Origin of the sequence: Micromonospora tarapacensis (genome assembly GCF_019697375.1) — a bacterium.
In the GTDB taxonomy this organism is placed as follows: domain Bacteria; phylum Actinomycetota; class Actinomycetes; order Mycobacteriales; family Micromonosporaceae; genus Micromonospora; species Micromonospora tarapacensis.
In genome coordinates this window covers 2578720-2602303 of sequence record NZ_JAHCDI010000004.1, presented here as the reverse complement: position 1 = coordinate 2602303, position 23584 = coordinate 2578720, and the positions used below count along the sequence as shown (strand labels likewise).

At 71.8% G+C, this 23584-nt stretch carries 22 protein-coding genes and 1 pseudogene; 12 read left to right on the top strand and 11 right to left on the bottom strand.

Features of this window, described 5'->3' with window-relative positions; genetic code table 11:
* The first annotated feature begins 29 nt into the window (after positions 1-29).
* Positions 30-911 (top strand): class I SAM-dependent methyltransferase, encoded by an 882-nt coding sequence (locus KIF24_RS17740; protein WP_221085010.1) that lies wholly within the window; start codon positions 30-32, stop codon positions 909-911.
* A 44-nt stretch (positions 912-955) separates the two neighbouring features.
* Here the strand turns inward: KIF24_RS17740 and KIF24_RS17735 are convergent, their stop codons facing one another.
* Positions 956-1390 (bottom strand): VOC family protein, encoded by a 435-nt coding sequence (locus tag KIF24_RS17735; protein WP_221085009.1) that lies wholly within the window; start codon positions 1388-1390, stop codon positions 956-958.
* Positions 1391-1568: 178 nt separating this feature from the next.
* Between KIF24_RS17735 and KIF24_RS17730 the strand changes: the two genes are divergently transcribed.
* From KIF24_RS17730 to KIF24_RS17715, 4 genes are all read left to right on the top strand, one after another.
* Positions 1569-2762: an NAD(P)/FAD-dependent oxidoreductase gene (locus KIF24_RS17730; RefSeq protein WP_221085008.1), complete on the top strand. Its 1194-nt coding sequence runs from the start codon at positions 1569-1571 to the stop codon at positions 2760-2762.
* Between the two features lie 10 nt (positions 2763-2772).
* Positions 2773-3708: a sigma-70 family RNA polymerase sigma factor gene (locus KIF24_RS17725; RefSeq protein WP_221085007.1), complete on the top strand. Its 936-nt coding sequence runs from the start codon at positions 2773-2775 to the stop codon at positions 3706-3708.
* Between the two features lie 760 nt (positions 3709-4468).
* Complete coding sequence (locus KIF24_RS17720) at positions 4469-5203, top strand: DUF427 domain-containing protein (RefSeq protein WP_221085006.1); 735 nt, start codon at positions 4469-4471, stop codon at positions 5201-5203.
* Between the two features lie 312 nt (positions 5204-5515).
* A complete protein-coding gene (locus KIF24_RS17715; RefSeq protein ID WP_221085005.1) occupies positions 5516-6448 on the top strand; it encodes a cytochrome c biogenesis CcdA family protein in 933 nt (310 codons plus the stop codon).
* 191 nt (positions 6449-6639) lie between these two features.
* Here the strand turns inward: KIF24_RS17715 and KIF24_RS17710 are convergent, their stop codons facing one another.
* The 3 genes from KIF24_RS17710 to KIF24_RS17700 form a co-directional block, all read right to left on the bottom strand.
* A complete protein-coding gene (locus KIF24_RS17710) occupies positions 6640-7521 on the bottom strand; it encodes a DUF2470 domain-containing protein (RefSeq protein ID WP_221085004.1) in 882 nt (293 codons plus the stop codon).
* A 145-nt stretch (positions 7522-7666) separates the two neighbouring features.
* A complete protein-coding gene (locus KIF24_RS17705; RefSeq protein ID WP_221085003.1) occupies positions 7667-7963 on the bottom strand; it encodes a DUF1540 domain-containing protein in 297 nt (98 codons plus the stop codon).
* A 335-nt stretch (positions 7964-8298) separates the two neighbouring features.
* Positions 8299-8697 (bottom strand): DUF1775 domain-containing protein, encoded by a 399-nt coding sequence (locus tag KIF24_RS17700; protein WP_221085002.1) that lies wholly within the window; start codon positions 8695-8697, stop codon positions 8299-8301.
* A 156-nt stretch (positions 8698-8853) separates the two neighbouring features.
* Here KIF24_RS17700 and KIF24_RS17695 point away from each other — a divergent pair, with 156 nt between their 5' ends.
* From KIF24_RS17695 to KIF24_RS35115, 3 genes are all read left to right on the top strand, one after another.
* Entirely contained in the window at positions 8854-9747 is an 894-nt protein-coding gene (locus tag KIF24_RS17695; RefSeq protein WP_221085001.1) for a DUF1996 domain-containing protein, read from the top strand.
* A gap of 72 nt (positions 9748-9819) precedes the next feature.
* Entirely contained in the window at positions 9820-10029 is a 210-nt protein-coding gene (locus KIF24_RS34010; RefSeq protein WP_221087674.1) for a hypothetical protein, read from the top strand.
* A gap of 8 nt (positions 10030-10037) precedes the next feature.
* Positions 10038-10652 carry a DUF305 domain-containing protein gene (locus KIF24_RS35115; protein ID WP_407940001.1) on the top strand — a complete coding sequence of 205 codons (615 nt, stop codon included), beginning with the start codon at positions 10038-10040 and terminating at the stop codon, positions 10650-10652.
* Positions 10653-10704: 52 nt separating this feature from the next.
* Here the strand turns inward: KIF24_RS35115 and KIF24_RS17685 are convergent.
* Positions 10705-11973: pseudogene (locus KIF24_RS17685) on the bottom strand (DUF2254 domain-containing protein); the annotation flags it as partial.
* A gap of 73 nt (positions 11974-12046) precedes the next feature.
* On the opposite strand from KIF24_RS17685, the gene KIF24_RS17680 reads away from it, so the two are divergent.
* Positions 12047-13258 (top strand): cation:proton antiporter domain-containing protein, encoded by a 1212-nt coding sequence (locus KIF24_RS17680; RefSeq protein ID WP_221084999.1) that lies wholly within the window; start codon positions 12047-12049, stop codon positions 13256-13258.
* 53 nt (positions 13259-13311) lie between these two features.
* On the opposite strand, the gene KIF24_RS17675 is transcribed toward KIF24_RS17680, so the two are convergent.
* The 5 genes from KIF24_RS17675 to KIF24_RS17655 form a co-directional block, all read right to left on the bottom strand.
* A complete protein-coding gene (locus KIF24_RS17675) occupies positions 13312-14238 on the bottom strand; it encodes a mechanosensitive ion channel domain-containing protein (RefSeq protein ID WP_221084998.1) in 927 nt (308 codons plus the stop codon).
* Positions 14239-14352: 114 nt separating this feature from the next.
* Positions 14353-14808: a MerR family transcriptional regulator gene (locus tag KIF24_RS17670; protein WP_221084997.1), complete on the bottom strand. Its 456-nt coding sequence runs from the start codon at positions 14806-14808 to the stop codon at positions 14353-14355.
* Positions 14808-16307, bottom strand: coding sequence for a SulP family inorganic anion transporter (locus KIF24_RS17665; RefSeq protein ID WP_221084996.1), 1500 nt, complete (start codon positions 16305-16307; stop codon positions 14808-14810). Before KIF24_RS17665 ends, KIF24_RS17670 begins: the two co-directional genes overlap by 1 nt.
* A gap of 573 nt (positions 16308-16880) precedes the next feature.
* Positions 16881-17630 (bottom strand): SDR family NAD(P)-dependent oxidoreductase, encoded by a 750-nt coding sequence (locus KIF24_RS17660; RefSeq protein ID WP_221084995.1) that lies wholly within the window; start codon positions 17628-17630, stop codon positions 16881-16883.
* Between the two features lie 20 nt (positions 17631-17650).
* Complete coding sequence (locus tag KIF24_RS17655; protein ID WP_331461180.1) at positions 17651-18358, bottom strand: SDR family NAD(P)-dependent oxidoreductase; 708 nt, start codon at positions 18356-18358, stop codon at positions 17651-17653.
* A 529-nt stretch (positions 18359-18887) separates the two neighbouring features.
* Between KIF24_RS17655 and KIF24_RS17650 the strand changes: the two genes are divergently transcribed.
* Both KIF24_RS17650 and KIF24_RS17645 read left to right on the top strand, forming a co-directional pair.
* The gene (locus tag KIF24_RS17650; RefSeq protein WP_331461179.1) at positions 18888-20474 is read left to right on the top strand and encodes a peptide chain release factor 3; all 1587 of its coding nucleotides are present in this window, start codon (positions 18888-18890) and stop codon (positions 20472-20474) included.
* Between the two features lie 137 nt (positions 20475-20611).
* A complete protein-coding gene (locus KIF24_RS17645; protein ID WP_221084992.1) occupies positions 20612-21127 on the top strand; it encodes a DUF421 domain-containing protein in 516 nt (171 codons plus the stop codon).
* Positions 21128-21150: 23 nt separating this feature from the next.
* Here KIF24_RS17645 and KIF24_RS17640 read toward each other — a convergent pair whose 3' ends face one another.
* Positions 21151-21585 carry a hypothetical protein gene (locus KIF24_RS17640; protein WP_221084991.1) on the bottom strand — a complete coding sequence of 145 codons (435 nt, stop codon included), beginning with the start codon at positions 21583-21585 and terminating at the stop codon, positions 21151-21153.
* Positions 21586-21829: 244 nt separating this feature from the next.
* On the opposite strand from KIF24_RS17640, the gene KIF24_RS17635 reads away from it, so the two are divergent.
* Entirely contained in the window at positions 21830-23416 is a 1587-nt protein-coding gene (locus tag KIF24_RS17635; RefSeq protein ID WP_221084990.1) for a serine/threonine-protein kinase, read from the top strand.
* The last annotated feature ends 168 nt before the right edge of the window (positions 23417-23584 follow it).

The following is a 23584-nucleotide window of genomic DNA, read 5'->3' as shown; positions in this document are numbered from 1 at the left end:
TTTACGCAAGATTGGGTTAACGTCAAGGCATGGCTCACTCGCACACTCACCCGCACTCGGTCGACTCGCCCGGCGCTGACTCGCACCCGGGTCACTCGCACGGCGCCGACTCGCGGGGAACCCCGTCGCACCTGGCCGAGATGCTCGATCTTGACGCTGAGGTCCTGCACGAGTATCACCGCGAAGTCATCACCTGGGTCGGCTCGCTCGTGACGGACCGGCCGCGCATCGTCGACCTCGGGGCCGGCACCGGCACCGGCACCACGGCGCTGGCCCGGCAGCTGCCGGCGGCGGAGATCACCGCGGTCGACCTGGACGAGTCGATGCTCGATCACCTGCGGGAGCGGGCCGCCGCACTCGGCCTGGCCGACCGGGTCCGCGCCGTCCGCGTCGACCTCGACCAGCCCTGGCCCGAACTCGGCCCGGCCGACGTGGTGTGGGCGTCCGCCGCCATGCACCACATGGCCGACCCGGCCGACGCCGTGCGGCAGGCTTTCGCGACGCTGCGGCCGGGCGGCCTGTTCGCGATCACCGAGCTCGACTCGTTCCCACACTTCTTCGCCGACCCGGCCGGCGCGGCCCTGGAGGACCGCTGCCATGCCGTGCTGGACGCCCTCCGCGCCGAGGCCGGGCTGCACATGCACGAGGACTGGGGTGCGCGGCTCACCGCGGCGGGCTTCGCAATCGAGGCGGCGCGGCAGTTCCGCATCGAGCTGCGGCCGCCATTGCCGGCCGCCGCGACCCGCTATGCCCAGCTGTCGATGGAACGCATGCGGCACGGCCTGGAGGGACGCATCAGCGCGGATGATACGGCGGCGCTCGGCCGGCTGGTCGCCGACCTGGACGGCGGCCGTGGCGACCTGACGATCCGCACCACCCGCATGGTCTGGCTGGCCCGCCGCCCGGCCTGACGGACAGCGGCGACCGAAGCGACGGTGCCCACGTTCCCGGCCACTCAGTCGAGACAGAACTCGTTTCCCTCGACGTCCTGCATCACGAGGCACGACTCGTTGACGCCATCGGCACGCAGTAGTCGCACGCGGACCGCGCCGAGCGCGACCAGTCGTGCGCATTCGGCCTCAAGCGCGGCCAGGCGCTCTTCACCCACGAGCCCGGTGCCGACCGGCACGTCAAGATGCAGTCGATTCTTGACGATCTTCCCTTCGGAAACGCGCTGGAAGAACAGTCGCGGGCCCACACCTGAGGGATCGACGCACGCGAACGCCGAACCCTGACGCTCAGGCGGCAGCGCACGATCGAAATCGGCCCAGCTGGCGAACCCCTCCGGCGGCGGCGGTACGACGTACCCCAACACCTCGCACCAGAAACGAGCCACGCGCTCGGGTTCCGCGCAGTCGAAGGTGACCTGGAACTGCTTGACCGACGCCATCGGACCACAATATGAGGCGTGGCCCCTGGCCGGCTCCATGGGGTCCGCACGGGCCACGATCCGGCCTCGACCCGGCGGTTGCGCGCGACCTCGTAGTGATTCACGCCATAGGCGAGCGCTGTCAGGAACCTCCGTCCCGTCTCGTTCAGAGGGCACGCGAACAGACGGGAGCACGAACATGCGACACCGCATCGCCGTCCTCGGGGCCGGATACGCCGGAGCCGCCGCGGCCGGATACCTCGCCCGCCACCTTCACCCCGACGACTTCGAGATCACCGTCGTCAACGCCGGACCCGACTTCACCGAGCGGATGCGCCTGCACCAGCTCGCCGCCGGTCAGGAGCTGCGCCGCCACGGATTGGCGGAGATGTTCGCCGGCACGGGTATCCGGCTACGCCTGGCGCGCGTCACCGCCGTCGACGCCGGGCAGCGGACCGTCACCGTGACCGACGGCGGGAGCACCGACCGGATCGGGTACGACACCCTCCTCTACACGCTCGGCAGCACCATCGGCGACCACGGCGTTCCCGGCGTGCACGAGCACGCCTTCCACGTCGCCGGACGGCCGGCGGCGGTGCGCCTGCGCCAGCGCCTGGACGAACTTGGCGAGGACGGGACGGTCCTGGTCGTCGGTGGCAACCTCACCGGGATCGAGGCCGCCACCGAGATCGCCGAATCCCGGCCCGGGCTGCGGGTCACCCTCGCCACCAGCGGCGAGCTGGGCGGTTGGCTGGGCGCGAAGGCCCGCCGTCACCTGTGGCGCGCCTTCGACCGGCTCGGCGTCGCCGTCCACGAGCACACCACCATCGAACGCGTCGAACGGACCGGCGCCATCGCCGCCGACGGCACCACCTTCGCCTGCGACGCGACCGTCTGGGCGGCCGGCTTCGCCGCGTACCCCGTCGCCGCCGCCAGCGGACTCGCCGTCGAGGACGACGGCCGGATCACCGTCGACCGGATGATGCGGTCCGTCTCGCACCCGGAGGTCTACGCCGCCGGTGACAGCGGCTACATCCTCGGCGACAACGGTCGGCCGTTGCCGATGTCCTGCGCCTCGGCGGGCTTCACCAGGATGCAGGCGACGGCCGCGATCATCGGGGATCTCACCGGTCACAGGATCGCGAAGTCCTCGTTGTCATACCTCGGCAACTGCATCAGCCTCGGCGCGAAGGACGCGATCTTCCAGGTGGTCGACGGCGACGCGCGGTCGAGGTCCTGGTCGCTGCGCGGCCGGCCGGCCGCCATCCTCAAGGCGTTCGTGCTCAGCGGCGTCATCTGGGGTACGAGCAACCCGACCTACGGACTGCCGGCTCGCAGGCGCCGCCTGGCGACCGTGCCCCACCGCTCTGTTCAGACGGCGGTGGCCGACTAGCGTGGCAGTCATGGACGCCGCCACCGTGGAGCGTTTCGAGGCCAACCGGTCCCGGTTGGCCTCGCTCGCGTACCGGCTGCTCGGTTCGGCCGCCGAAGCCGAGGACGCGGTGCAGGACGCGTTCCTGCGCTGGCACGCCGCAGACCGGGAACGCATCGAGGTCCCCGAGGCGTGGCTGACCAAGGTGGTGACGAACCTGTCCCTCGACCGGCTCCGGTCCGCGAAGATGCGGCGCGAACGAGCGGTCGGCGACTGGTTGCCCGAACCGCTGCTCGACGGCGACCCGATGCTGGGCCCGGCCGGCACCGTCGAGCAGCGCGAATCGGTGACCCTGGCGGTGCTGCTGCTCATGGAACGCCTCGCGCCGGTCGAGCGGGCCGTCTACGTCCTGCGCGAGGCGTTCGCCTACAGCCATGCCGAGATCGCCGGGATCCTCGACATCACCGAGTCCGCGAGCCAGCAGCACGCCCACCGGGCCCGGCGCCGGATCGCCGTCGGGCGTGTCGGCAGTGAGCTCGACCGCGCCGCCGCCCGCCGGGTCGTCGAGGCATTCGTCGATGCCGCCTCCTCGGGCCGTACCGAACGGCTGGTGGCCCTGCTCACCGAGGACGCGACCGCGATCTCCGACGGCGCCGGCCTGGCCGGGAAGGTGCTGCGGTTGTCGGCTCCCGAGCGGATCGCCGCCGCCCTGCGAGGCGCCTTCAAGTCGACCCCGGCGAAGCGGAACCTGGTCGGCGGCTCCCCGTCGATGTACGCCGGCGTGGTCAACGGCTCACCCGCCCTGATCGCCGCGTTCGACGACCGGGTCGTGGGCGTCGTCGTCCTGGACGTCCGCGACGACAAGATCGCGGCCGTACGCGGCATCGCCGCCCCGGACCGGCTCGGCCGCGTCAGCAAGGAGTGGCGTCGGCGCGAGCACGACGCCCCCCTCATCGAATCGTGGTGAGCGGGCGCTGAGCCGAGGGCGGATGGGAGCCGGGGACGGCCGGCGAACGGCCCGTCGCAGGCCGGCGAAGATCCGGGAGACACGCCCCAGGCTCCCACGAGTTCCAGGAGGTGATAGATGAGGAAGACCGGCCACACGAACGCCTGGAGAATCCCCAGGACGACCTCCCAGAACCCGTCTGCCTGCTGGATGTAGTACACCAGGGCGCCGATCAGCCCGAGCCCGTAGACGGCGTCACCGCCCCCGCCGCGGTTGCCGTATGCCTTCGGTCCTTCTGGTTCATGGAACCGTGACTATGTAGCACGGCTGGACGCGACGCGACGCGACGAACTGCGGGCACGCTGCGCGAGCCTGCTCCCCCAGGCAACGTCGTTCGAGATCGCCGCCTCTGCCTGGGCGGCGTGCGGACGCGCGTGGCAACTGCCGTGCATCGTCAAGGGGGCGGTGGTCGCGGTGACCGCCGAGCGGTGGCACCGCACGGTGGCACCAGCTTGCTGCTTCCTGGGGCCGCCGGTCGAGGAGCCTCGCCGGCAACCGCCCGAGCCGTACCCGAACCCGCGTAACCACCCGGCAGAAATCTCTCGTACCTCCGCTGGCAGATGCCCGCTCCTTCACCCGATCAGGCCGCACGCCGCGTTACGATGTCGCGGCGTGCGGCAGGGGGAGCACGCGGGGTAGCCCCTCTCGGCCGTCAAGCCGGTGCTCCGGGCCCGTGGCATTGGAGGACAAAGTGCCGGATCATCCGCGGTCGATCGTTCCCGTGAACCACGTCGAGCCGGTACCCCGGCGACTGCGCGCCTTTCTCGGTGGCGAGTTGGTGCTGGACACCACGCGGGCGCGGTACGTGTGGGAGTGGTCCTTCTACCCCCAGTACTACATCCCGATCGCCGACACGAACCGCGCCCTCCTGGTCGACGAACAGCGCACGGAGTCGTCCCGGCGGGGAACTGCCCGGCTGCACGGACTGCGGCTGGGCGCGACCCACCGCAGATCGTGCGCGCGGCTCTACGGCGACGACGCCCTGGCCGGGTTGGCGGACACCGTCCGGCTCGACTGGGCGGCGATGGACAGCTGGTTCGAGGAGGACGAGGAGGTGTTCGTGCACCCTCGTAGCCCGTACGCCCGGGTGGACGCACTGCGCTCCGCCCGCAGCGTGCGGGTGGAGTTCGACGGGGCCGTCCTCGCCGAGTCGGCCTCGCCCGTACTGGTCTTCGAGACCGGCCTGCCGACCCGCTACTACCTGAACCGGACCGACGTGGACATGCGGCACCTGGTGCCGTCCGGGACGACCACGTCCTGCCCGTACAAGGGCCGCACCAGCGACTACTGGTCGGTACGAGTCGACGACACGATCCATCCCGACCTGGCCTGGTCGTACAGCTTCCCGACCCGGCAACTCCTGCCGATCGCCGGGCTGATCGCCTTCTACAACGAGAAGGTCGACCTCATCGTCGACGGGCAGCGGCTGGCCCGACCGAGGACCCACTTCTCCTGACCGGCGCGGCGGATCGTGCCCTGTCGCGGACCGGCCGCCGCGGCCCACCGAGCCGGGAACGGCCTGTCGGTGACGGGCCCCGATCGTCCGGTCCGCGCCGGCCCGGCGCGCGTCGCACCGTTCGACCCCACGCCGTCGCCCGGCGGGGAGCAGCCGATGTCGTACTGTCTGGAGAGCCTCGACGCGCTCGACCAGCCGCCCTGGGGCGCCGCACCACCAAGCCGGCCGGGTTCGCCCGTTCCGGATGGAACGATCGGGAGCAGCGATGGCGATTCGGCGAACGTCCGCGACGCCGGACTGGTGGGCTGACCGGTGAACGAAACGCCCTTCGCGTTGGCGGTGGCCGCCGGGACGCTCGCGGTGGTCAACCCATGCGGATTCGCGTTGCTGCCGGCGTACCTGTCCTTCCTGGTCGTCGGTGACGGCAGCGCCGGCCGGGGGGCCGCCGTGCTTCGTGCACTGGTCACCACCGCGGCGATGACCGCCGGTTTCGTCGCCGTGTTCGGTGTGTTCGGGCTGCTGGTGGCACCGGCCGGCGCTGCGGTGCAGCGCCACCTGCCGTGGGTGACCATCGTCATGGGCCTCCTGCTGCTCGGCCTGGGCGGATGGCTGCTGGCGGGCCGGTCGCTGCCCGGGGTGGGCCTGGCGGTCGGTCGGGGGCCGGCGGTGACCCGGTCGCTGCCGTCGATGGCCGCCTTCGGCGCGGCATACGCGGTGGCGTCGCTGTCGTGCACGGTCGGACCGTTCCTGGCCATCGTGGTGACCAGTTTCCGGGCCGGCTCCGTCGCTGCGGGCGCCGGGTTGTTCCTGGCGTACGCGGCGGGCATGGGGCTGACCGTGGCGGTCGCGGCGGTGGCCGTCGGGCTGGCACGGGACGGCCTGATCCGCCGGGTCCGGCGGGCGGCCCCGCTGCTGTCGCGGGCCGGTGGGGTCCTGCTGGTGGTCGCCGGCGGCTACGTGGCCTGGTACGGGTGGTACGAGATCCGGGTGTTGAGCGGCGCGGCGTCCGGGGACGTGGTCGTGGACGGTGCGACCACGGTGCAGCGGTGGCTGGCCGAGGTGCTGTCCCGCACCGGCGCGGTCACCCTCACGGCTGTGCTGGTAGCGCTGCTCGCGGTGGCCGGCGTGCTCTGGTGGTGGCGACGCCCGAGGCCCCGGTCTCCGGCCGGGTCCGGCATCCGGCCGGCCACCGTCGACGAGCCGGCGCCGTCCCGTCCGGCGGGACGGGATCGCAGCGTCCGGTAGGTCGTCGCGGTGGCCGCACCCTACGGCGCGGCGTGGATTCGCCGGGCGGGCCCGGCACCGGCGCTGCCGGGCGCGGGGCTTGGTGGTGGCTACGGGGCGACGACGCTGAGGTGGGCCGCCGGGTGACTCGCTCGCCGCCCCGGCGGCACAAGTCCACCACCGTGGCAGTCACACCCGGCACCGGCTGGATCTCAGGTGGCCGCCGAGGGCCGGTCCACGCCGCGCGTGCCGTGGGGCGGAGGGCCGGACGGGTGCCGTGCCGCCTCGGCGAGCAGCGCCCGCAGCTGCTCGGCCAGGCCGGCGCTGGTGGTGACTCGACGGGCGAACGGCAGCCGGACGTCGTGGTGCCGGTCCGGTGCCTCGGCGCGGAGCACGATGCCGCCGGCGTCGACAGCGACCGGCACGACCCGCGCCGACCGGGCCGTCGACGCCGCGTCGACCAGCGTGGCGAGCCGGTGGAGTACGTCGCTGTGCTGCCGGATGAGGTGCTGAAGGTGTGCCGCCTCGTCGGCGGCGAGCGGGTCCGGGCGCGCGGCCCGGTAGGCGCTGATGCCCACCGTGGTCTCGACGCTGCCCTGGGTGAGGCCGACCGCGACCGGTTCGACCGCCCACAGCGCGACCGGAGGCAGGTCGAGCAGGGACATGACGGCGTCGATGTCGCACGAGTCCAGGCTGGCCGGGTCGAACCGGCGCACGGTTCCCAGCACCCTCACCTTGGCCCGCACCCGCGACCGTACGGCGACGGGGACCAGTTGGGTCACGTCGAGCCGTACCCCATCCGGTCGACCGCGTGCGGCGACCAGAAGCCCGCCGGTCCGGGTCATCGGATCAACCGCGAGGATCACCGTGCCGTCCGGCAGGACGGTGTGCGAGGCGATGAGGTCGACGCTGGCGTCGTCGAGGCGCAGCCGCAGGGACGAGCTGGCGGCCAGGGCGGAGCGCACCGTGACGGCGTTCGGATCTGTCAGCACGGCGTGCGAGCCCGCCCCTGACGTGTCCGCTCTCGCGGTGCTGTCAGTGGCGGGCGCCGCGTCTGCCAGCTCCGCTGGCCGCCTGGCTGGGTGAAACGCCATGTCAGTCCCCTCGGCCAAGAGTGACGGTGAGCTCGGCCTAGGGACACGACGATAGTAGGTAAGCCTTACCTTTGCCAAGGCGGTGCCGGTGCCCGCCGGTGGTCGGCGCGTCGTCATCCGGCGGCGGCCCGGTGCCCGGTGGTGGTCAGGCGGGCTGGTAGGTGAGGCAGTCACTCGCGGTGGCGCCCGGACCGACGGTGATCGACTCGGCGGTGCAGGCGAGGTTGGTGTTGAAGACGCACTCGGAGCGTGCGCACGCGCCCACCGAGCCGGTCACCTCAGCGATCCCGCCCTGCACCGAGGATTCCACGAACGTCGCGCAGGAAGCGGCGTCACCCGTCGAAGCCACGGTGATCGCCGGTGCGTGACAGCCGTTGTCGTTGAAACTGCACGCCGTGGCGGCACATTCACGCACCGGGGGCGACTGCAACAGCGTTTTCATGGTGCCTCCATAACGTCGGAGCCGGCAGGGGGCGAGGAGAAGCATTCCGCTGGTGTGCTCATGCCTCGGTCTGTATTTGCCGCAGGCGGTAGGAGTTAAACCCTCGCCCGCCAGCCTGCTGCCATTCTTTTTCCAACGACACTCTAACAGCGGGACGCCCCACACGGCGGACCCGCCGCCGTTTCTTGTTTCGACATCACGGCGAATAAAGATTAGCCTTACCTTTGTTAGGTGAGACTTGCTTTACCTGCCGACAAACGGCGTACGGACAAGATTTCGGCGTTGAGCGGAAGAACGGATTCGCGGCGCAGCCCGGCGAAGATCCGGGACGGCGATCACCGCTGTCGGGACGCGCCGCGCTCGGGCGGGACAGTCGGTGCCGGACGTCGGGCGCGGTGGGTCGCGAGGACGGCGGCGGCGGTCGCGGCGACGACGAACAGGACGAGGGCGCCGAGCGCCTGCGGGAGGCTGGCGGCCCCGCCGGTGCCTGATACCGGAATGGTGGCGGCCCGCGTGGCCGTCGGGGCGAGTACCGCCCCGGTAGCGATCAGGCTGGGTGCCGGATGTTCGTCGCCGGGTTGCGGGTCGGTCCATTCGTACGACTCGCCGTTGGCGCAGCGCTGCACGGTCGGGAAGCGCAGTGGCTGCCCGACCGTGCCGGTCAGCCGGGTGGTGAGGGAGAAGGCGGCTTCCGTGCCGCGGGACCGGGTCGGGGTCGGCCGCAGGACCCGCACGTATTGACAAACGTCGACGCGAGGGTGAGGCTGGGATGTGAGAGCGCTCTCTCGCATCGGGCCCAACCGACCACCACCAGTCTGGCCAGGGAACTCCGGTGCCATCGGCGGCGGCACCGGAGACATCCCTGACCTGTCCCCGACAGGAGTCACGAGATGGACAGGGCCGCACCCTCTTCCGCCGTCCACCGCCGACTGCGCCTCGCCACGGCGATCGGCGTCCTGCTGGCGCTGCTCGGCACGTACGTCGCGTCCACCACCGCCCGGGCCGACGCCGCCCCGGGCATCAACGTCATCCGGGTGGCCGAGTTCCCCGCCGACTGCACGTACAGTCACCGGCTCCCGGACGACCCGATCGTCCTTCCCGGGCTGCCCGGCGCCTCGCACATGCACAGCTTCTTCGGCAGCACGGTGACCAACGCCCACACCACGCTCCGCGACCTGGTCAACTCGCCCACCACCTGCAACCCGCGGGTAGACGTCTCGTCGTACTGGGTGCCGACCCTTTACGCCGACAACGTGCCGGTGGAGCCGGCCATCGCCACGTTCTACTACCTGGGCGAGGGCGTCCGCGCCGACGTGGTCGCGCAGACCCAGCCGTTCCCGCTGGGCTTGCGGCTCGTCGCCGGCAACGCGAAGGCCGCCGGGCCGGGCGAGAGCATCGCCCGCTGGTCCTGCCTGCACGCCGGGCACGTGCCGCCGTCGAAGAACTTCGTCAACTGCCCGGCCGGCACGATGCTGGAGTCGTACCTGGACTTTCCGCAGTGCTGGAACGGCCGGGACCTGGACTCGCCGGACCACAAGAGCCACCTGGCCTACCCGGTGAACCAGGCCTGCCCGGCCACCCACCCGGTCCACGTGCCGAAGCTGCGACAGGTGCTGCGGTACCCGGTCAACGGTGACCCGTCGCAGTTCCGGCTGGCCTCCGGGCCGGGCTACACGATGCACGGCGACTTCTTCAACGCCTGGCCGGTCGAGGAGCTGTCGCGGCGGGTCCGCGACTGCATCCGCCCGGTCATCAAGTGCGGGCACGACGGACGGCCGATCTGAGCCGGACACGTTCGCACCCGACGGCGGGCCCGGTCACGCCGGCCCGCCGTCGGGGGACGCGAAGGAGGCCCGATGCGGGACACCGTCGCACCGTCGGTGCTGCTCGCGGTGCTGCTCGTCGCCGGCTGTTCCGCCGCGCCACCACGCGCCGCCGACCCACCTCCGCCGACCGCGCCACCACCGGCCACGGCAGCTCCGCCGACCGCGCCGCCGACCATGGCGGCGCCACCCCGGTCACGGCCGGACCGTTCAACGCCACCGACATCGCCTGGCTCCAGTTGACGGTGGCGATGGCGCAACGGCTGCTGCCGGTACTCGACCTGGTGCCGACCCGGACCACCGACCCGGCCTGGCGGCGACTGGCCGCCCGGGTCGAGGCCACCCACCGCGCCGACCTGGTCCGGTCCAGCCGGCTGCTGGGCGACTCCGGCGCGCCGGCAACCAACCCGCACGACGGCCACGACATGCCGGGGATGGTCACCGACGAGGAGTTGGCCACGCTGCGTTCGGCCGCCGGAGAAACATTTCACCGGCTGGTCGCCGGTCACCTGCGGGCGCACCTGACCCAGTCGGTCCGGATCGCCGCCGCGGCGAGCCGCTCCGGGATCCACCCGGCGACCACCACGCTGGCCGCGGCCGTGGTGCGGGGCGGCACCGCCCAACTCGCGCGGCTCGACCGACTCGACCGCCCACCGGCTGCCGTACCGGGGCGGGCGCCGCCGAGCCCGCCACCGGGGCCTGAGAGCGGCCAGTCCACCGTGTGCCGGCGGCGGCCGACACCACCCCCGCAGGGTGGCCGGCGGACGACCTACCCGGGCCTGCGGTGGAGCAGCCGGCGGCGCGGCGCCTACGGCGTGGGCACCCCGGCTGACCGTCGCCGGGCGGCGACGACAGCCGACGCCTGATCGCGGTCTGGTGGGCGGGAAGCGCGACCGTCGCCAGGTCGCGCAGCACCGCCTCCAGCAGCCGCGTGACGCGCGGCTGCTGAGCGGAGACGAGTCGGATGTCATCGACGACGACGGCCAGCAGAACGTCGTACCGGACCCCGTTGAACCGGACGCGCGGCGTGCCGTCGTCGTCGCGGACGACGTGCACCGGGTCGGGGCGGGTCGCGAGCCGGCGGAGGAGGTCGTGGGTCTCCTGCACGGCCCGCACCGCGGTGGTGACGTCGTTGACCGACGGGGACAGGGCGCGCTCGGCGACGTCGGCCAGCTGCCGGAAGCCGAAACCGACATCCTGCCCAGGGGTGCGCTCCACGCCGATCGTCACACCCTGGTTGACCCGCTCGACCGGCACCCGACGAGCCCTACCGCCGGCGATCTGGTGAACGCGCACCAACGGTGCTCCCTCGACGACGAAGTCACCCGGGGCGGGAGCGAGGGTGAAGGCGCAGTCGTACTCGCGTGCCAGCAGAGCGAGCAGGGCGAGATCGACATTGCTGATCATCCCGGCCTTCGGGGCTGGCACGGTCTGGGTGACCGCACCGGGCACCGCCGCCCTCGACTCGTCCGGCGGGGGAAGGCCGGTGATCGACCGCCGGGTCTGCGCGCCGATCGCGGCGATGATGTGCGACACCCGCATCACGGTGGTGATGTGGTGCAGGTAGTAGATGAAGGTGCCGGTGCTGGCCAGGACGAGCGATATGGACACCGCGAGCGACAACTCCGGGAGCCCTTCCGCGTCCTGAGCCGGCAGTGCGGCGAGCACCACCATGGCGAACAGGAAGGTGGCGACGAACGTACCGAGCGTTGCCTGGATGATCCGATCCTGCAGGAAGGTCCGGAGCACCCGGGGGGAGTACTGGCTGCTGGCCAGTTGCAGGGCCACCACCGTGATGGAGAAGACCAACGCGGTGAAGGAGATCATCGCCGTGATGATCGATGACAGCAGCGAGCGGGCCCCGGCGGGGCCGCTGGGCAGGATCCCTTCGACAGGGAGGTCCAGTTGCAGCTCCAGCACCGACAGGCCGAACGCTGCCATCACCGCGCCCAGCGCGAAGGTCGCCGGCACGAGCCAGAAACTCTCCCGTATCTCGGCGAGCCGTCTGGACAGGGAGCGAGGTCGGCTCACGGTGCCCAGATCTTCCACGTCACGTGCCCATCGTGACGCACGCCGAGACGGTGCGCGGCCCGGTCCGTCGATGCCGACCGCGGTTCCGCACCGAAGCCGGTGCTCCGGCACACGCCGTCGCTGCCGGTGTCGCCAGCGTGGTCGTGCTGCCGGCATCCGGCAGTGGGCGGTCCGCCGGCGTTTCGCCCGCACGGGTGTGAAAGCGGGGACGAGGGGGTAGCGGCCGGGGATGGATCCGCTGCACCTCAGTTACGCCCTGGTGGGGGTGCTGGGGGTGTTGCTGGCCTTCTGGTCCAGCGCCATCCGCCGGGTACCGGTCAGCGAGCCCCTGCTCGCGCTGCTGGTGGGCGTGCTGGCAGGTCCGGTTCTCGGGCTGGTCGACCTGCCCCGCCACGAGGTGTCCGTGGTGACGCTGGAGGCGAGCCGGGTGCTGTTGGCCATCTCGCTGATGGCGGTGGCGCTGCGTTTCCCACTGTCGGACTACCGGTCGGTGATCCGCCCGGTCGGCGTGCTCCTCACCGTCGCGATGGCCGGCATGGCGGTGGTCAGCGCCGGCCTGGCCTGGCTTGTGCTCGGCCTGCCGGTGGCCCTGGCGGTGCTGTTGGGGGCCTGTGTGACGCCGACCGACCCGGTGCTGGCCTCCAGCGTCGTGTCGGGTGGGCCGGCCGAGCGGCAACTGCCGGCGCGGCTGCGTCAGGTGATCAGCGGCGAGTCGGGCGCCAACGACGGGCTGGCGTTCGTCTTCGTCGTGCTCGCGTTGTCGACCGCGACGTCCGGATCCTTCGGCGGTCACCTCGCAACGGCGGTGTGGGCGGTGGTGGGGGCGGTCGTGGTCGGCGTGGCGGTCGGATACGCCGCCGGCCGGGCCGTGGTGGCGGCCGATACGCGAGAGGACGTGGACGAGAGCTCCCTGCTGATCTTCACGCTCGTGCTCGGCATCGCCGCGCTGGGAGTCGCCCGGGTGGCGCGTACGGACGGGATCCTCGCGGTGTTCGTCGCCGGCCTGGCCTACAACGCCGTGATCGGGGACCGGTCGCGGGCGTCGGAGCAGCGGCTCGACGACGCGCTGACCCGCTATCTGGTGTTGCCGCTGTTCTTCCTGCTGGGAGTCGAGGTGCCGTGGCGTGACTGGCGTGCTCTCGGCTGGCCGCTGGCGGCGTTCGTGGTCGCGGTGCTGGTGCTGCGTCGCCTGCCGGTGGTGCTCGCGTTGAAGCCCGTCCTGGGGCTGTCCTGGCGGAGTGTGGCGTTCCTGGGCTGGTTCGGGCCGATCGGCGTGTCGGCGCTGTTCTATCTCGCGCACAGCCAGCAGGCGGGGGTCCGGGATCCCCGGCTGTGGGTGGCCGGAAGCCTGGTGGTGGTGGCGAGCACGGTGGTGCACGGCATCAGCGCAACGCCGGGGCGCCGCTGGTACGCCCGGCGGTCCTCAGCTTCGACCAGCTGAGCGTCGTCCTGATCGGTCCTCCGGCTCCCGGGAATCGCGCGGCCGGTGAGTGGTCACGGGCGGTCGGCCGGGACGGCGACGCCTTCCGATGCCGGCGGTGGGTAGATGGTGATGTCCTGGGTCACCGACGCCACCCGGATGCCGTTCTCGGCGAAGCGGTCCAGCACCCGCCGGGTGACCTGGTCCTTGACCTGACGGGCGGCGCGCACCGGCACCACGAACCGGGCCGACAGCTCGACCCAGTTCGGGGTGGCGCGGACGAAGACGCGCGGGTCGACCTCCGCCTCGGCGACCGGGTAGCGGTCGCGCATCTGCTCGATGGCGCGCCGCGCCTCGACCGTCGAGGAGATGGCCTGCGCCTCCTCGCAGAGGATCCGTTCCGCCCGGTGCCAGTCCGCGTCGTAGGAGACGGGCAGGGTCAGCTCCTCCCAGAGGTGGTCCAGCACGGTGCTGCTGTTGTAGACCGGTGCGGTGAAGACGAAGCGGTTCGACAGGGACACCACCCGTCCGGTGTACTGCCGGCCGCGGATCCAGGATTCCGGGTCGGCGGACGAGCCGCTCTCCAGGATGCGGGTACGCAGCGGGGTGATGTCCAGGACGTCGCCGCGTACCCCGCACATCTGTATCCGGTCACCGACGCGGAACTGCCGCCCGCTGAGGATGCTGATCCATCCGGCGAACGCGCCGAGAACCTCCTGCAGGGCCAGCGCGAGACCGGCGGCGAGCAGGCCGACGACCACGCCGATCCGGCCGGCGAACGGCCGCCACAGCAGGGCCAGCGCGAACAGCAGCACCACGACGGTCAGGTAGTGCACCGCCTTGCGTAGGTAGTAGCGGTTGCCGGTGTCCGTCACCCGGACGGTGGCCAGGCGACCGGCGAGAACCGCAAAGACGACGGCCAGCACGATCAGCGCGATGCTGGTCACGAGGCGACCACCCACGCTGCTGGTGTCCCAGACAGCCTCCAGGAACCGCTTCATGCTGCTCGCCCATCGTCCCGGCGGCGACCGCCCGATGCGGGTCCGTCGCGTCGTGTCCACCATAGGCAGCCACCGACGGCCGAATCTCGGAAAACGCCTCCGGCGCGGAGCGGGTCAGCGGGGGCGCCGCCGGGACGAGTGCTGGTCGAGCTGGTGTCGCAGGGTGTCGGCGAAGCCCTCGGCGGTGGCCAACTGTTCGCGGAGCGCGTCCACCCGGGCGGTGGCGACGCTGTGGAACATGCCGAGCCGGTCGAGCAGCGCCCGCCGGTCGTCCTCGCCTGCGGTGGGCAGGGCGTCGAGGACGACGAGCAGGTCCCGCATCTCGTCGAGGGTGAACCCGAGCGGTTTCATCCGCTTGACCACGGCGAGCCGGTCGAGGTCGGCGTCGGTGTAGAGGCGGAAACCGCCCTCGCTGCGCGCCGACGGGACGATCAGCCCGGCGTCCTCGTAGTGGCGGATGGTGCGGATGCTGAGCCCGACGCGGTCGGCGGCCTCGCCGATCTGCATGAGCCGCTGGGCGACCGGGCCGCGGCGGTGCCCGGGCGCGGCACCTCGCACCGCGCCCGGCATCAGTGCCCCCCGCTCAGGGTGCCGGCGAGGGTGCTGTGGATGGCGGCGCTGGGCTGGTTCAGTTCGATGATCTCGACGGTCTTGCTGCGTGCGGCGTACTTGGTGGTGACGGCGTCCAGCGCGGCGACCGACGAGGCGTCCCACACGTGGGCGTGGGTCATGTCGATGACCACGTGCTGTGGGTCGCCGGTGTAGTCGAACTGGTAGACGAGGTCGTTGCTGGAGGCGAAGAAGAGTTCGCCGTGTACGGAGTAGATGCGGGTGCCGCCGTCGGGGTCCAGCACGCTGGTCACCTCGACGAGGTGGGCGACCCGCCGGGCGAAGATCACCATGGCGGTGAGGACGCCGATGATGACGCCGATGGCGAGGTTGTGGGTCGCGAGTACCGCGCCGACGGTGGTGAGCATGACCAGGGTCTCGCCCAGCGGCATCCGCTTGAGCGTGGCGGGGGCGACGGAGTGCCAGTCGAACGTGGCGACGGCGACGATGATCATCACGGCGACGAGGGCGGCCATCGGGATGGTGGCGACCACGTCGCCGAGGCTGACCACCAGGATGAGCAGGAACACGCCGGACAGGAAGGTCGACAGGCGGGTCCGGGCGCCGGACGCCTTCACGTTGATCATCGTTTGGCCGATCATGGCGCAGCCGCCCATGCCGCCGAAGAAGCCGGTGACGATGTTGGCCACGCCTTGGCCCCAGGACTCGCGGGTCTTGTTGGAGTGGGTGTCGGTGATGTCGTCGACGAGCTTGGCGGTCATCAGTGACTCCATCAGCCCGACCAGCGCCACTCCGAGGGCGTACGGGCCGATCAGGGTCAGGGTGTCCACGGTCCAGGGGATCTGCGGCAGGCCGAGGGTCGGCAGGCTGTCGGGCAGTTCGCCCTGGTCGCCGACGGTGGGCACCGCCACGGCGGCGACCACGGTGATCACGGTGAGCACGATGATCGCGACCAGTGGGGCCGGGACGGCCTTGGTGAGTCGGGGCAGCCCGACCATGATCGCCAGGGCGAGGGCGACGAGGGGGTAGACCAGCCACGGCACCCCGAGCAGGTACGGCACCTGGGCGGCGAAGATCAGGATGGCCAGGGCGTTGACGAAGCCGACCATGACGCTGCGCGGGATGAACCGCATCAGCTTCGCCACCCCGAGCACGGCCAGCAGCACCTGGATGACGCCGCCGAGGATCACCGCGGCGATCAGGTAGTCCAGCCCGTGCTCCTTGACCAGCGGCGCGACGATCAGGGCGATCGCGCCGGTCGCGGCGCTGATCATCGCTGGTCGGCCGCCGCAGACCGAGATGACCACGGCCATGGTGAACGAGGCGAACAGCCCGACCCGGGGATCCACGCCGGCCAAGATGGAGAAGCTGATCGCCTCGGGGATCAGTGCCAGGGCGACGACCAGGCCGGCGAGGACCTCGGTGCGGAACACCTTCGGCGACAGCCAGGACGGGCGGGACAGGCGCGGCCGGTTGACCGCGGACAGCACAGAAGACATACAGCCGTTTCCGCTCGGGGTGTGCGCGCCGGGGCGCGCACGTGATGCCGTGCCCGCGTGGGGATACGGCGCATTACGTACACATCAGTACCGGTCGGACGTTTCCGGACCGTTTCCGGGCATCGTCGCCCGGGAGAAGACCGCGAAGGGCCGTAGCCGCACCTCGACGACCTGCGCCGAACCTACCGTCGGGTGAGGGTAGAGTCCGCCTTTTCGTGATGATCATCACGGGCGCCCTGGTCGAGCGGCCGCGGGCCGTCGGTGAACACCTTCTGGGACCGCGCCCTGCGCGGCTACCGGGACATCGCCGGACAACCGATGACGGACGGCACACCGAGCAGGGGAAGTCATGACAGAGGTAACGGCCGTCGTGGTCCAGCGGCAGATCGTCATCGAGGCGCCGGTCGAGCGGGCCTTCACCGTGTTCACCGAGCGGTTCGGCGACTTCCGTGCGGGACGGCGTCGCCCACGACGAAGGGTGGCCCCGGTACCTGGACCGCTACGCCGCCCTGTTCACCCGGGGTCGCTGACCGCTACCGGCCTGACCCGGCGTCGATGCCGAGGTGACGGAGCTCAGCGGGCGTATCCGCCGTCGGCCATGATCGTCTGGCCGGTGACGAAGGCGGCGTCGTCGCTGGTCAGGAAGGCGATGGTGCCGACCAGGTCGTCCGGCTGGCCGTTGCGCTTGATCGCCTGGGCCTGGGCGACCGCCTCAAGGGCCTCCGGCGGGTGGACCTCCCGCACGCCCGGGGTGATGGTCAGGGTCGGGCCGACCGCGTTGACGGTGATGCCGAACGGGGCGAGGTCGTTGGCGAGACCCCGGCTGAACCCGATGTTGCCCATCTTGCTGGCCATGTAGTGCGACAGGCCGGGGGCGGCGGTGACGATCGAGTTCGAGGTCAGGTTCACGATCCGGCCCCAACCGCCCTGCTTCATCTCCGGCAGGACGGCCTTGACCATGAGGAACTGCGAGTCGAGGTTGACCGCGAGTACCCGCCGCCACTTCTCGTAGTCCAGCTCGTCGATGTCCCAGAACGGGAAGATGCCGGCGTTGTTGACCAGGATGTCGGCCCGCCCGAACCGGCGGGCGACCTCGGCGCCGGCCGCGGCGGTCTGCTCGGGGTCGGACACGTCGGCGGTCAGCGCGATCGCCGTCCGGCCGCTGTCGGTGAGCTGGCTCACCGTCTCTACCGGGTCCCGCAGGTCGATCGCGACGACCGTCGCGCCGCGCTCGCCGAGGCTCCGGGCAATGGCCTGACCGATGCCCCGACCAGCGCCGGTGACGACGGCAACCCGACCCTCATGCGTCTGAAAAGCGGACATGACTCTGACTCCTTTGTCGGTCACCAGGGGATGACGCCCCGGGCGTCGTAGAAGCCGCCAGTGGGACCGTCCGGTCCGATCTGGGCCATCCGCACGATGATCTCGGCACCCTCCTCGACGGTCTGGTGGCCGGCGTGGAAGTTGAGGTCGGTGGCGGTGAAGCCGGGGTCGACGGCGTTGATTCGCATACCGGGGTACGCCTTGGCGTACTGGACGGTCAGCATGTTCATCGCCGCCTTGGAGGCCGGGTAGGTGACGTCGGGATAGAAGTGCGCCGGGTTGTCCGGATTACTCAGGTCGCGCATCAGGGATGCGCCGCTGCCGACGTTCACCACGACCGGAGCGGCGGAGCGCTCCAGCAGAGGGAGGAACGAGTGCAACATCCGGATGTGCCCGAACACGTTGGTGTCGAACACCCGGTGGGCCAGGTCGGCGGTGACCTCGGAGACCGGAATGAAGCCGCCGTCGTCCAGGCGCGGTTCAATGCCGGCGTTATTGACCAGGACGTCCAGCCCGCCGTCGGCCGCCACCGTCTTGGCCGCGGCCTTCACCGAGGCATCGTCGGTGACGTCGAGCAGGATGAACCGGGCGCCCAGTTCGTCGGCTGCCCGGCGCCCCCGCGCCGCGTCGCGCGCGGCGGCGTACACCGTGTGCCCGGCGGCCACGAGTTGTCGGGCGGTCTCGAAGCCCAGGCCCTTGTTGGCGCCGGATATAAGGATGGTCGCCACCTTGTACCTCCACGATTGCCGAACAAAGTTGGTCTTTTCGGGAAGACGCCAGTTGCTGGCCCGATCTTCCCATGGGGGGGACGCGGCAGGCGGTGCTTTGCCCGGCAGGGCGTACCGGTGCAACGGGCGTGACAGTGAACACGATCCGGAGTTCGAGCGGCCGGCCGGGCTAGGGCGTGTCTCCCGGATCTTCGCCGGCCTGCGACGGGCCCAGACGGCGCCCGGCGGCGTTGGCGGTTCGCCGCCTGGGCCACGTCTCGGCTCGACGAGATCCGGGAGACAAGCCCGAGTGTCCGCCAGGTAGCGCATCGCGCTGCCGGTTACCTGGTGACCGCCGCGCGCCCACCGGAGTGCGGGCGCGCTCGGGAGGTGGGACGGACGCGATGGGTGACGGAGCACTGATGCAGATCGGCGAGGTGCCGAAACCCGCAGCCAGGGTGGCTTCCGCCTGCACACCGTCCGAGCTGAGCAACCCTCGCAACGGTAGTCTGGAAGATCCAGCGAGAAAGAGGTGGGACGGGTGCCGGTGGTGGAGTCTGCGACCGTGGTCGCCGCTGAGGCGGCTCGGCGGCGCACGTTCGCGGTGATCTCCCACCCCGATGCCGGGAAGTCCACGATCACCGAGGCGCTGGCGTTGCACGCGCAGGTGATCGGGGAGGCCGGTGCGGTGCACGGCAAGGCGGGCCGTAAGGGTGTGGTCTCCGACTGGATGGCCATGGAGCAGCAGCGCGGCATCTCGATCACGTCCGCGGTCCTACAGTTCGCCTACCGGGACCTGGTCGTCAACCTGCTCGACACCCCCGGTCACGCCGATTTCTCGGAGGACACCTACCGGGTGCTGACCGCGGTGGACTGTGCGGTGATGCTCCTCGACGCCGCGAAGGGTCTGGAGCCGCAGACGCTGAAACTGTTCGAGGTCTGCCGTGCCCGCCGGATTCCCGTGATCACCTTCATCAACAAGTGGGACCGTCCGGGCCGGGAGCCTCTCGGGTTGCTCGACGAGATCGAACAACGGATCAAGCTGCGGCCGACTCCGGTCACCTGGCCGGTGGGTATCGCCGGGCAGTTCCACGGCGTCGTCGACCGTCGTACCGGTCAGATGACCGCCTTCCGTCGTACCCCCGGTGGTGCCACCGCCGCCATCGAGGAACACCTCGACCCGCGGGAGGCGGCGCGACGCCACGGCCAGGACTGGGAGCGCGCCGTCGAGGAACTCGACCTGCTCGCCCTCACCGGCGCCGACCACGACCAGGCCGCCTTCGCCGCCGCCACCAGCACACCCGTCCTGTTCGGCGCGGCGGTCGCCAACTTCGGCGTGCGGCACCTGCTCGACGTCCTCGCCGCCCATGCCCCCGCGGCGGGTCCCCGTCCGGACGTCACCGGCACACCGCGACCCGTCGACGCGCCTTTCGCCGGTTTCGTCTTCAAGATCCAGGCCAACATGAACAAGGCCCACCGTGACCAGGTCGCCTTCGTCCGGATCTGTTCGGGCCGGTTCGCCCGGGGCATGACCGTCACCCACGCGGGCACCGGCCGGCCCTTCGCCACCAAGTACGCCCAGCAGATGTTCGGCGCCAGCCGGGAGACCATCGACCAGGCATATCCCGGTGACGTGATCGGGCTGGTCAACGCCACCGCCCTCGGTATCGGCGACACCCTGCACGAGGGCCCGGCCGTGACGTTCCCGCCGCTGCCGTCCTTCGTCCCCGAGCACTTCGCCGTGCTCAGCGCGGCAGACACCGCCACCTTCAAGCGCTTCCGCCGGGGCGTCGAGCAACTCGACGCCGAGGGTGTCGTCCAGGTCCTGCGCTCCGACCGTCGCGGCGAACAGGCCCCCGTCCTCGCCGCCGTCGGGCCGATGCAGTTCGAGGTCGCGGTCGCCCGCCTCCAGGCCGAGTTCGGCGTCACCGCCCGGTTGGAGCACCTGCCCTACCAGGTGGCCCGCCGCACCGACCCCGCCGGCGAGGAACGACTACGCGCCGTTCCCGACGCCGAAGTGCTCACCCGCGTCCGCGACGGCGTGCGGCTCGCCCTGTTCACCAGCGGTTGGCGGATGCGGTCCATCGCCGACCGCCAGCCCGGCCTGACTCTCGAACCCCTCCTGGCCGCCGGATAGGCCGTCCGTCGCGCGGTGCGCTTCCGGTTCAGGCCCGTCGCGGCGGGGCGGTACGCCACGGCCGGCGTCCCGGCGGTGAACAGGATCGGCCACTGGGACGCCGGTTCACCGCCCGGGTGCCCGGGTACGTCCGGGGGATGCTGCTGAACAACCCGGCCGACCTGCTCCGGCTGCTCGTCGTCGCGGTGCTCGTCTATCCGGTGTTGGTGCTGATCCTGAGAGTGTCCGGAAAGCGGACCCTGTCCAAGCTCAACGCGTTCGACTTCGTGGTCACGGTGGCGCTGGGCTCGACCCTGGCGACGAGCCTGCTGTCGCGGGACGTGTCGCTGCTGGAAGGGATCCTGGCGCTGGCCCTGCTGGTGGCGTTGCAGTACGTGGTGGCCCTGCTGGCCGTGCGTTGGCCGCCGTCACAGCGACTGCTCAAGGCCCGGCCGACGATGCTGCTGCGCGATGGCCGGCTCCGGTGCGGGACCATGCGGCGCACCCGTGTCGCGGAGAGCGAGATCCGGCAGGCCGCCCGCAGCCGGGGCGCGGGCGATCTCACCGGTCTGGCGGCAGTGGTGCTGGAGACCGATGGCAGTCTCAGCGTCATCACCCGCAGTCGGCTCGGTGACGGCAGCAGCCTGGCCGACGTGCTCGACGAGGAGCGGTAGCCCGCAACAAGGATGATCTCCCGTCACCGCCACACGGTCACCTGGCTGGCGGTGAGCGCCTTCTGCCCCTCGAACGGGTGGTACGCGTCCCGGTCGGTCAGGCGATGGCGGGCCGCGAGGTCGCCGTACGAGAAGCGGACGACGGTGCCCTCGACGGTGACCAGCTGTGGTGGGGACGCCTCGACGGCCTGCCGGGCCAGCACGAGAAGGGTGCCGTCGGTCAGGTCGACGTCCCGCACGACGAGGGCTTCGTCGCCGACGATCCGTTCGACGGTCGCGGTCACCGTCAGCCGGTCGCCGACCTCGACCCGGGCGAGCGTGCTGGGCGGGCTCGTGCTGGCCGGCCGGGGCGGCGGTTCGGGTGCCGGGTCGTGGGTGCAACCGGTGGCGACCAGAACGGCCGCCAGCCCGGTGGCGACCGCCGCCCACCGGATGTCGCGCTGGCTCGTCATGCTCATCGCCTCCTCCTCGTCGCCCGGCGCGGTGTCTCTGTCGGTTAGACATGCCCTGGGGAATGACGGCCGCCGCGCGAATGTGTGACGGTCGCGTGACATCGCGGGCTCGGGCCCTACCAACTCCTCGACCAGGTTTTTTTCACCCGGACGGGGGGTAGCGCGATAGTGACCGGGGCGGCGGGCGCGACACGATCCGCCGGCGAGGTGCCTCGACCTGGGGGCGTGACCGGATCGGGAGGGTCGGCTCGTGCGAATTCTGCGACGGCGTTACCGGCTCGACGAACCGGTCGGCCGGGGTGGCATGGCGACCGTCTGGCGCGGCTACGACCTGCGGTTGCAGCGGGTCGTCGCGGTGAAGCTGTTGTCGGCTCCACTGCTGGGCGATCTCGCGGCCCGGGAGCGCATCCGTCGCGAGGCACTGGCCGCCGCGCGGCTGGACCACCCCGGCGTCGCCCGGGTCTACGACTACGGCGAGCAGCGGCAGCTGGCCCGCACACCGACCCCGTTTCTGGTGATGGAGTTCGTCGCCGGGTCGACGCTGGGCGCTCGGCTCCGTGCCGCCGGCCCGCTGCCACCGGACGAGACGCTGCGGATCGGACACCAGGTCGCCGCAGCCCTCGCCGCCGCGCACCAGCACGGCATCGTTCATCGTGACGTCAAGCCCGGCAACATCATGCTCACCCCGAACGGTGTCAAGGTGGTCGACTTCGGCATCGCGGCCCGGGCGGGCGACGACCCGGCGGACCCGGACGGGCTGGTCTGGGGCACTCCGGCCTATCTGCCGCCGGAGCAGGCCGTCGGGGTGGAGGCGGCACCGTCGGGTGACGTGTTCGCCCTCGGCGTCGTCCTCGCCGAGTGCCTCACCGGTCGGGTTCCGGAACGGGCACCGCACGAACCGGTGCCCGTGCCCGTCCTCACCGGACTGCCCGCGTCCCACACGGAGCTGATCCGGCGGTGTCTGGCGACCGATCCGGCTGCGCGCCCCGGTGCGGGCGACCTGGCGGACGCGCTGGCGGCGGAGACCGTGGCCGCCGCCGTGACCGAGCCGTCCGGGACCAGCCGGGCCACCGGGCCCACCCGTACCGTCCCGGGTCCCACCCGGCCCGCCCGAGTCGCCCCACCGAAGGCCACCGCCCGTCCGGCCGCCGCCCGGCGTCGCGGTCTGTTGCTCGTCGCGCCCGCCGCGGCGGCTGCCGCGCTCGCCGCGGTCCTGCCGGGCCTGGTCGCCGCCGACGAGGGCCCGGCCGACCCGCCGCCGGCCGAGGCCGGCTGCACGGTCCGGTACCAGGCGCAGCAGGCGGCCGACGGTCGGTTCACCGCCCGGATCAGCGTGACGGACGCCGGGCGCCCGGAGACCGGTGCCCGGGCACTGACCTTCACCCTGCCGGCCAGCCAGCGACTCCTCGACGTCCGAGGTGCCGGTTGGGCGCACGACGAACGGCAGGTGACCCTCCGTCTCGCCGAGCCACCGACGCCGGGAGCGGACGTGACGGCAACCCTGCACGGCCGGGTGGAGACCGGCGGACACGAGGCACCGGGCCGGTTCAGCCTCGCCGGTGTCGCCTGCGAACGTGCCGATACGCACGTCCGGACGTCCGTCCTGCCCTCCGAGACCGCCGAGGCGGCAGCGGAGACGGAGCCGAGCCGTGGGCGACGGACGGACCCGCCGGCGGCGGAACGCACCCCGCGGGCGACCGCGGGCCGGATCAACCGGACTCCCGCACCGGCGACGGACCGTCGCCGACGCCGTCGGGTGGGCCAGCGACATCGGCGCCGGCCACGTCGAGCCCGCCGGCACCGTCCAGCGCGCCGGTCACGTCGAGCCCGCCGGTGACGTCGAGCCCGTCCGCGCCGGTCACGTCGAGCCCGCCGGTGACGTCGAGCCCGTCCGCGCCGGCCACCCCGACGACGCCGCCGGACACCGCGGAGCCGACCACCGACCCGCCGACGCCCGACCCGTCCGAGGCGGCGGGCCCCAGCCCGTCGGCCCCACCGGGCACCC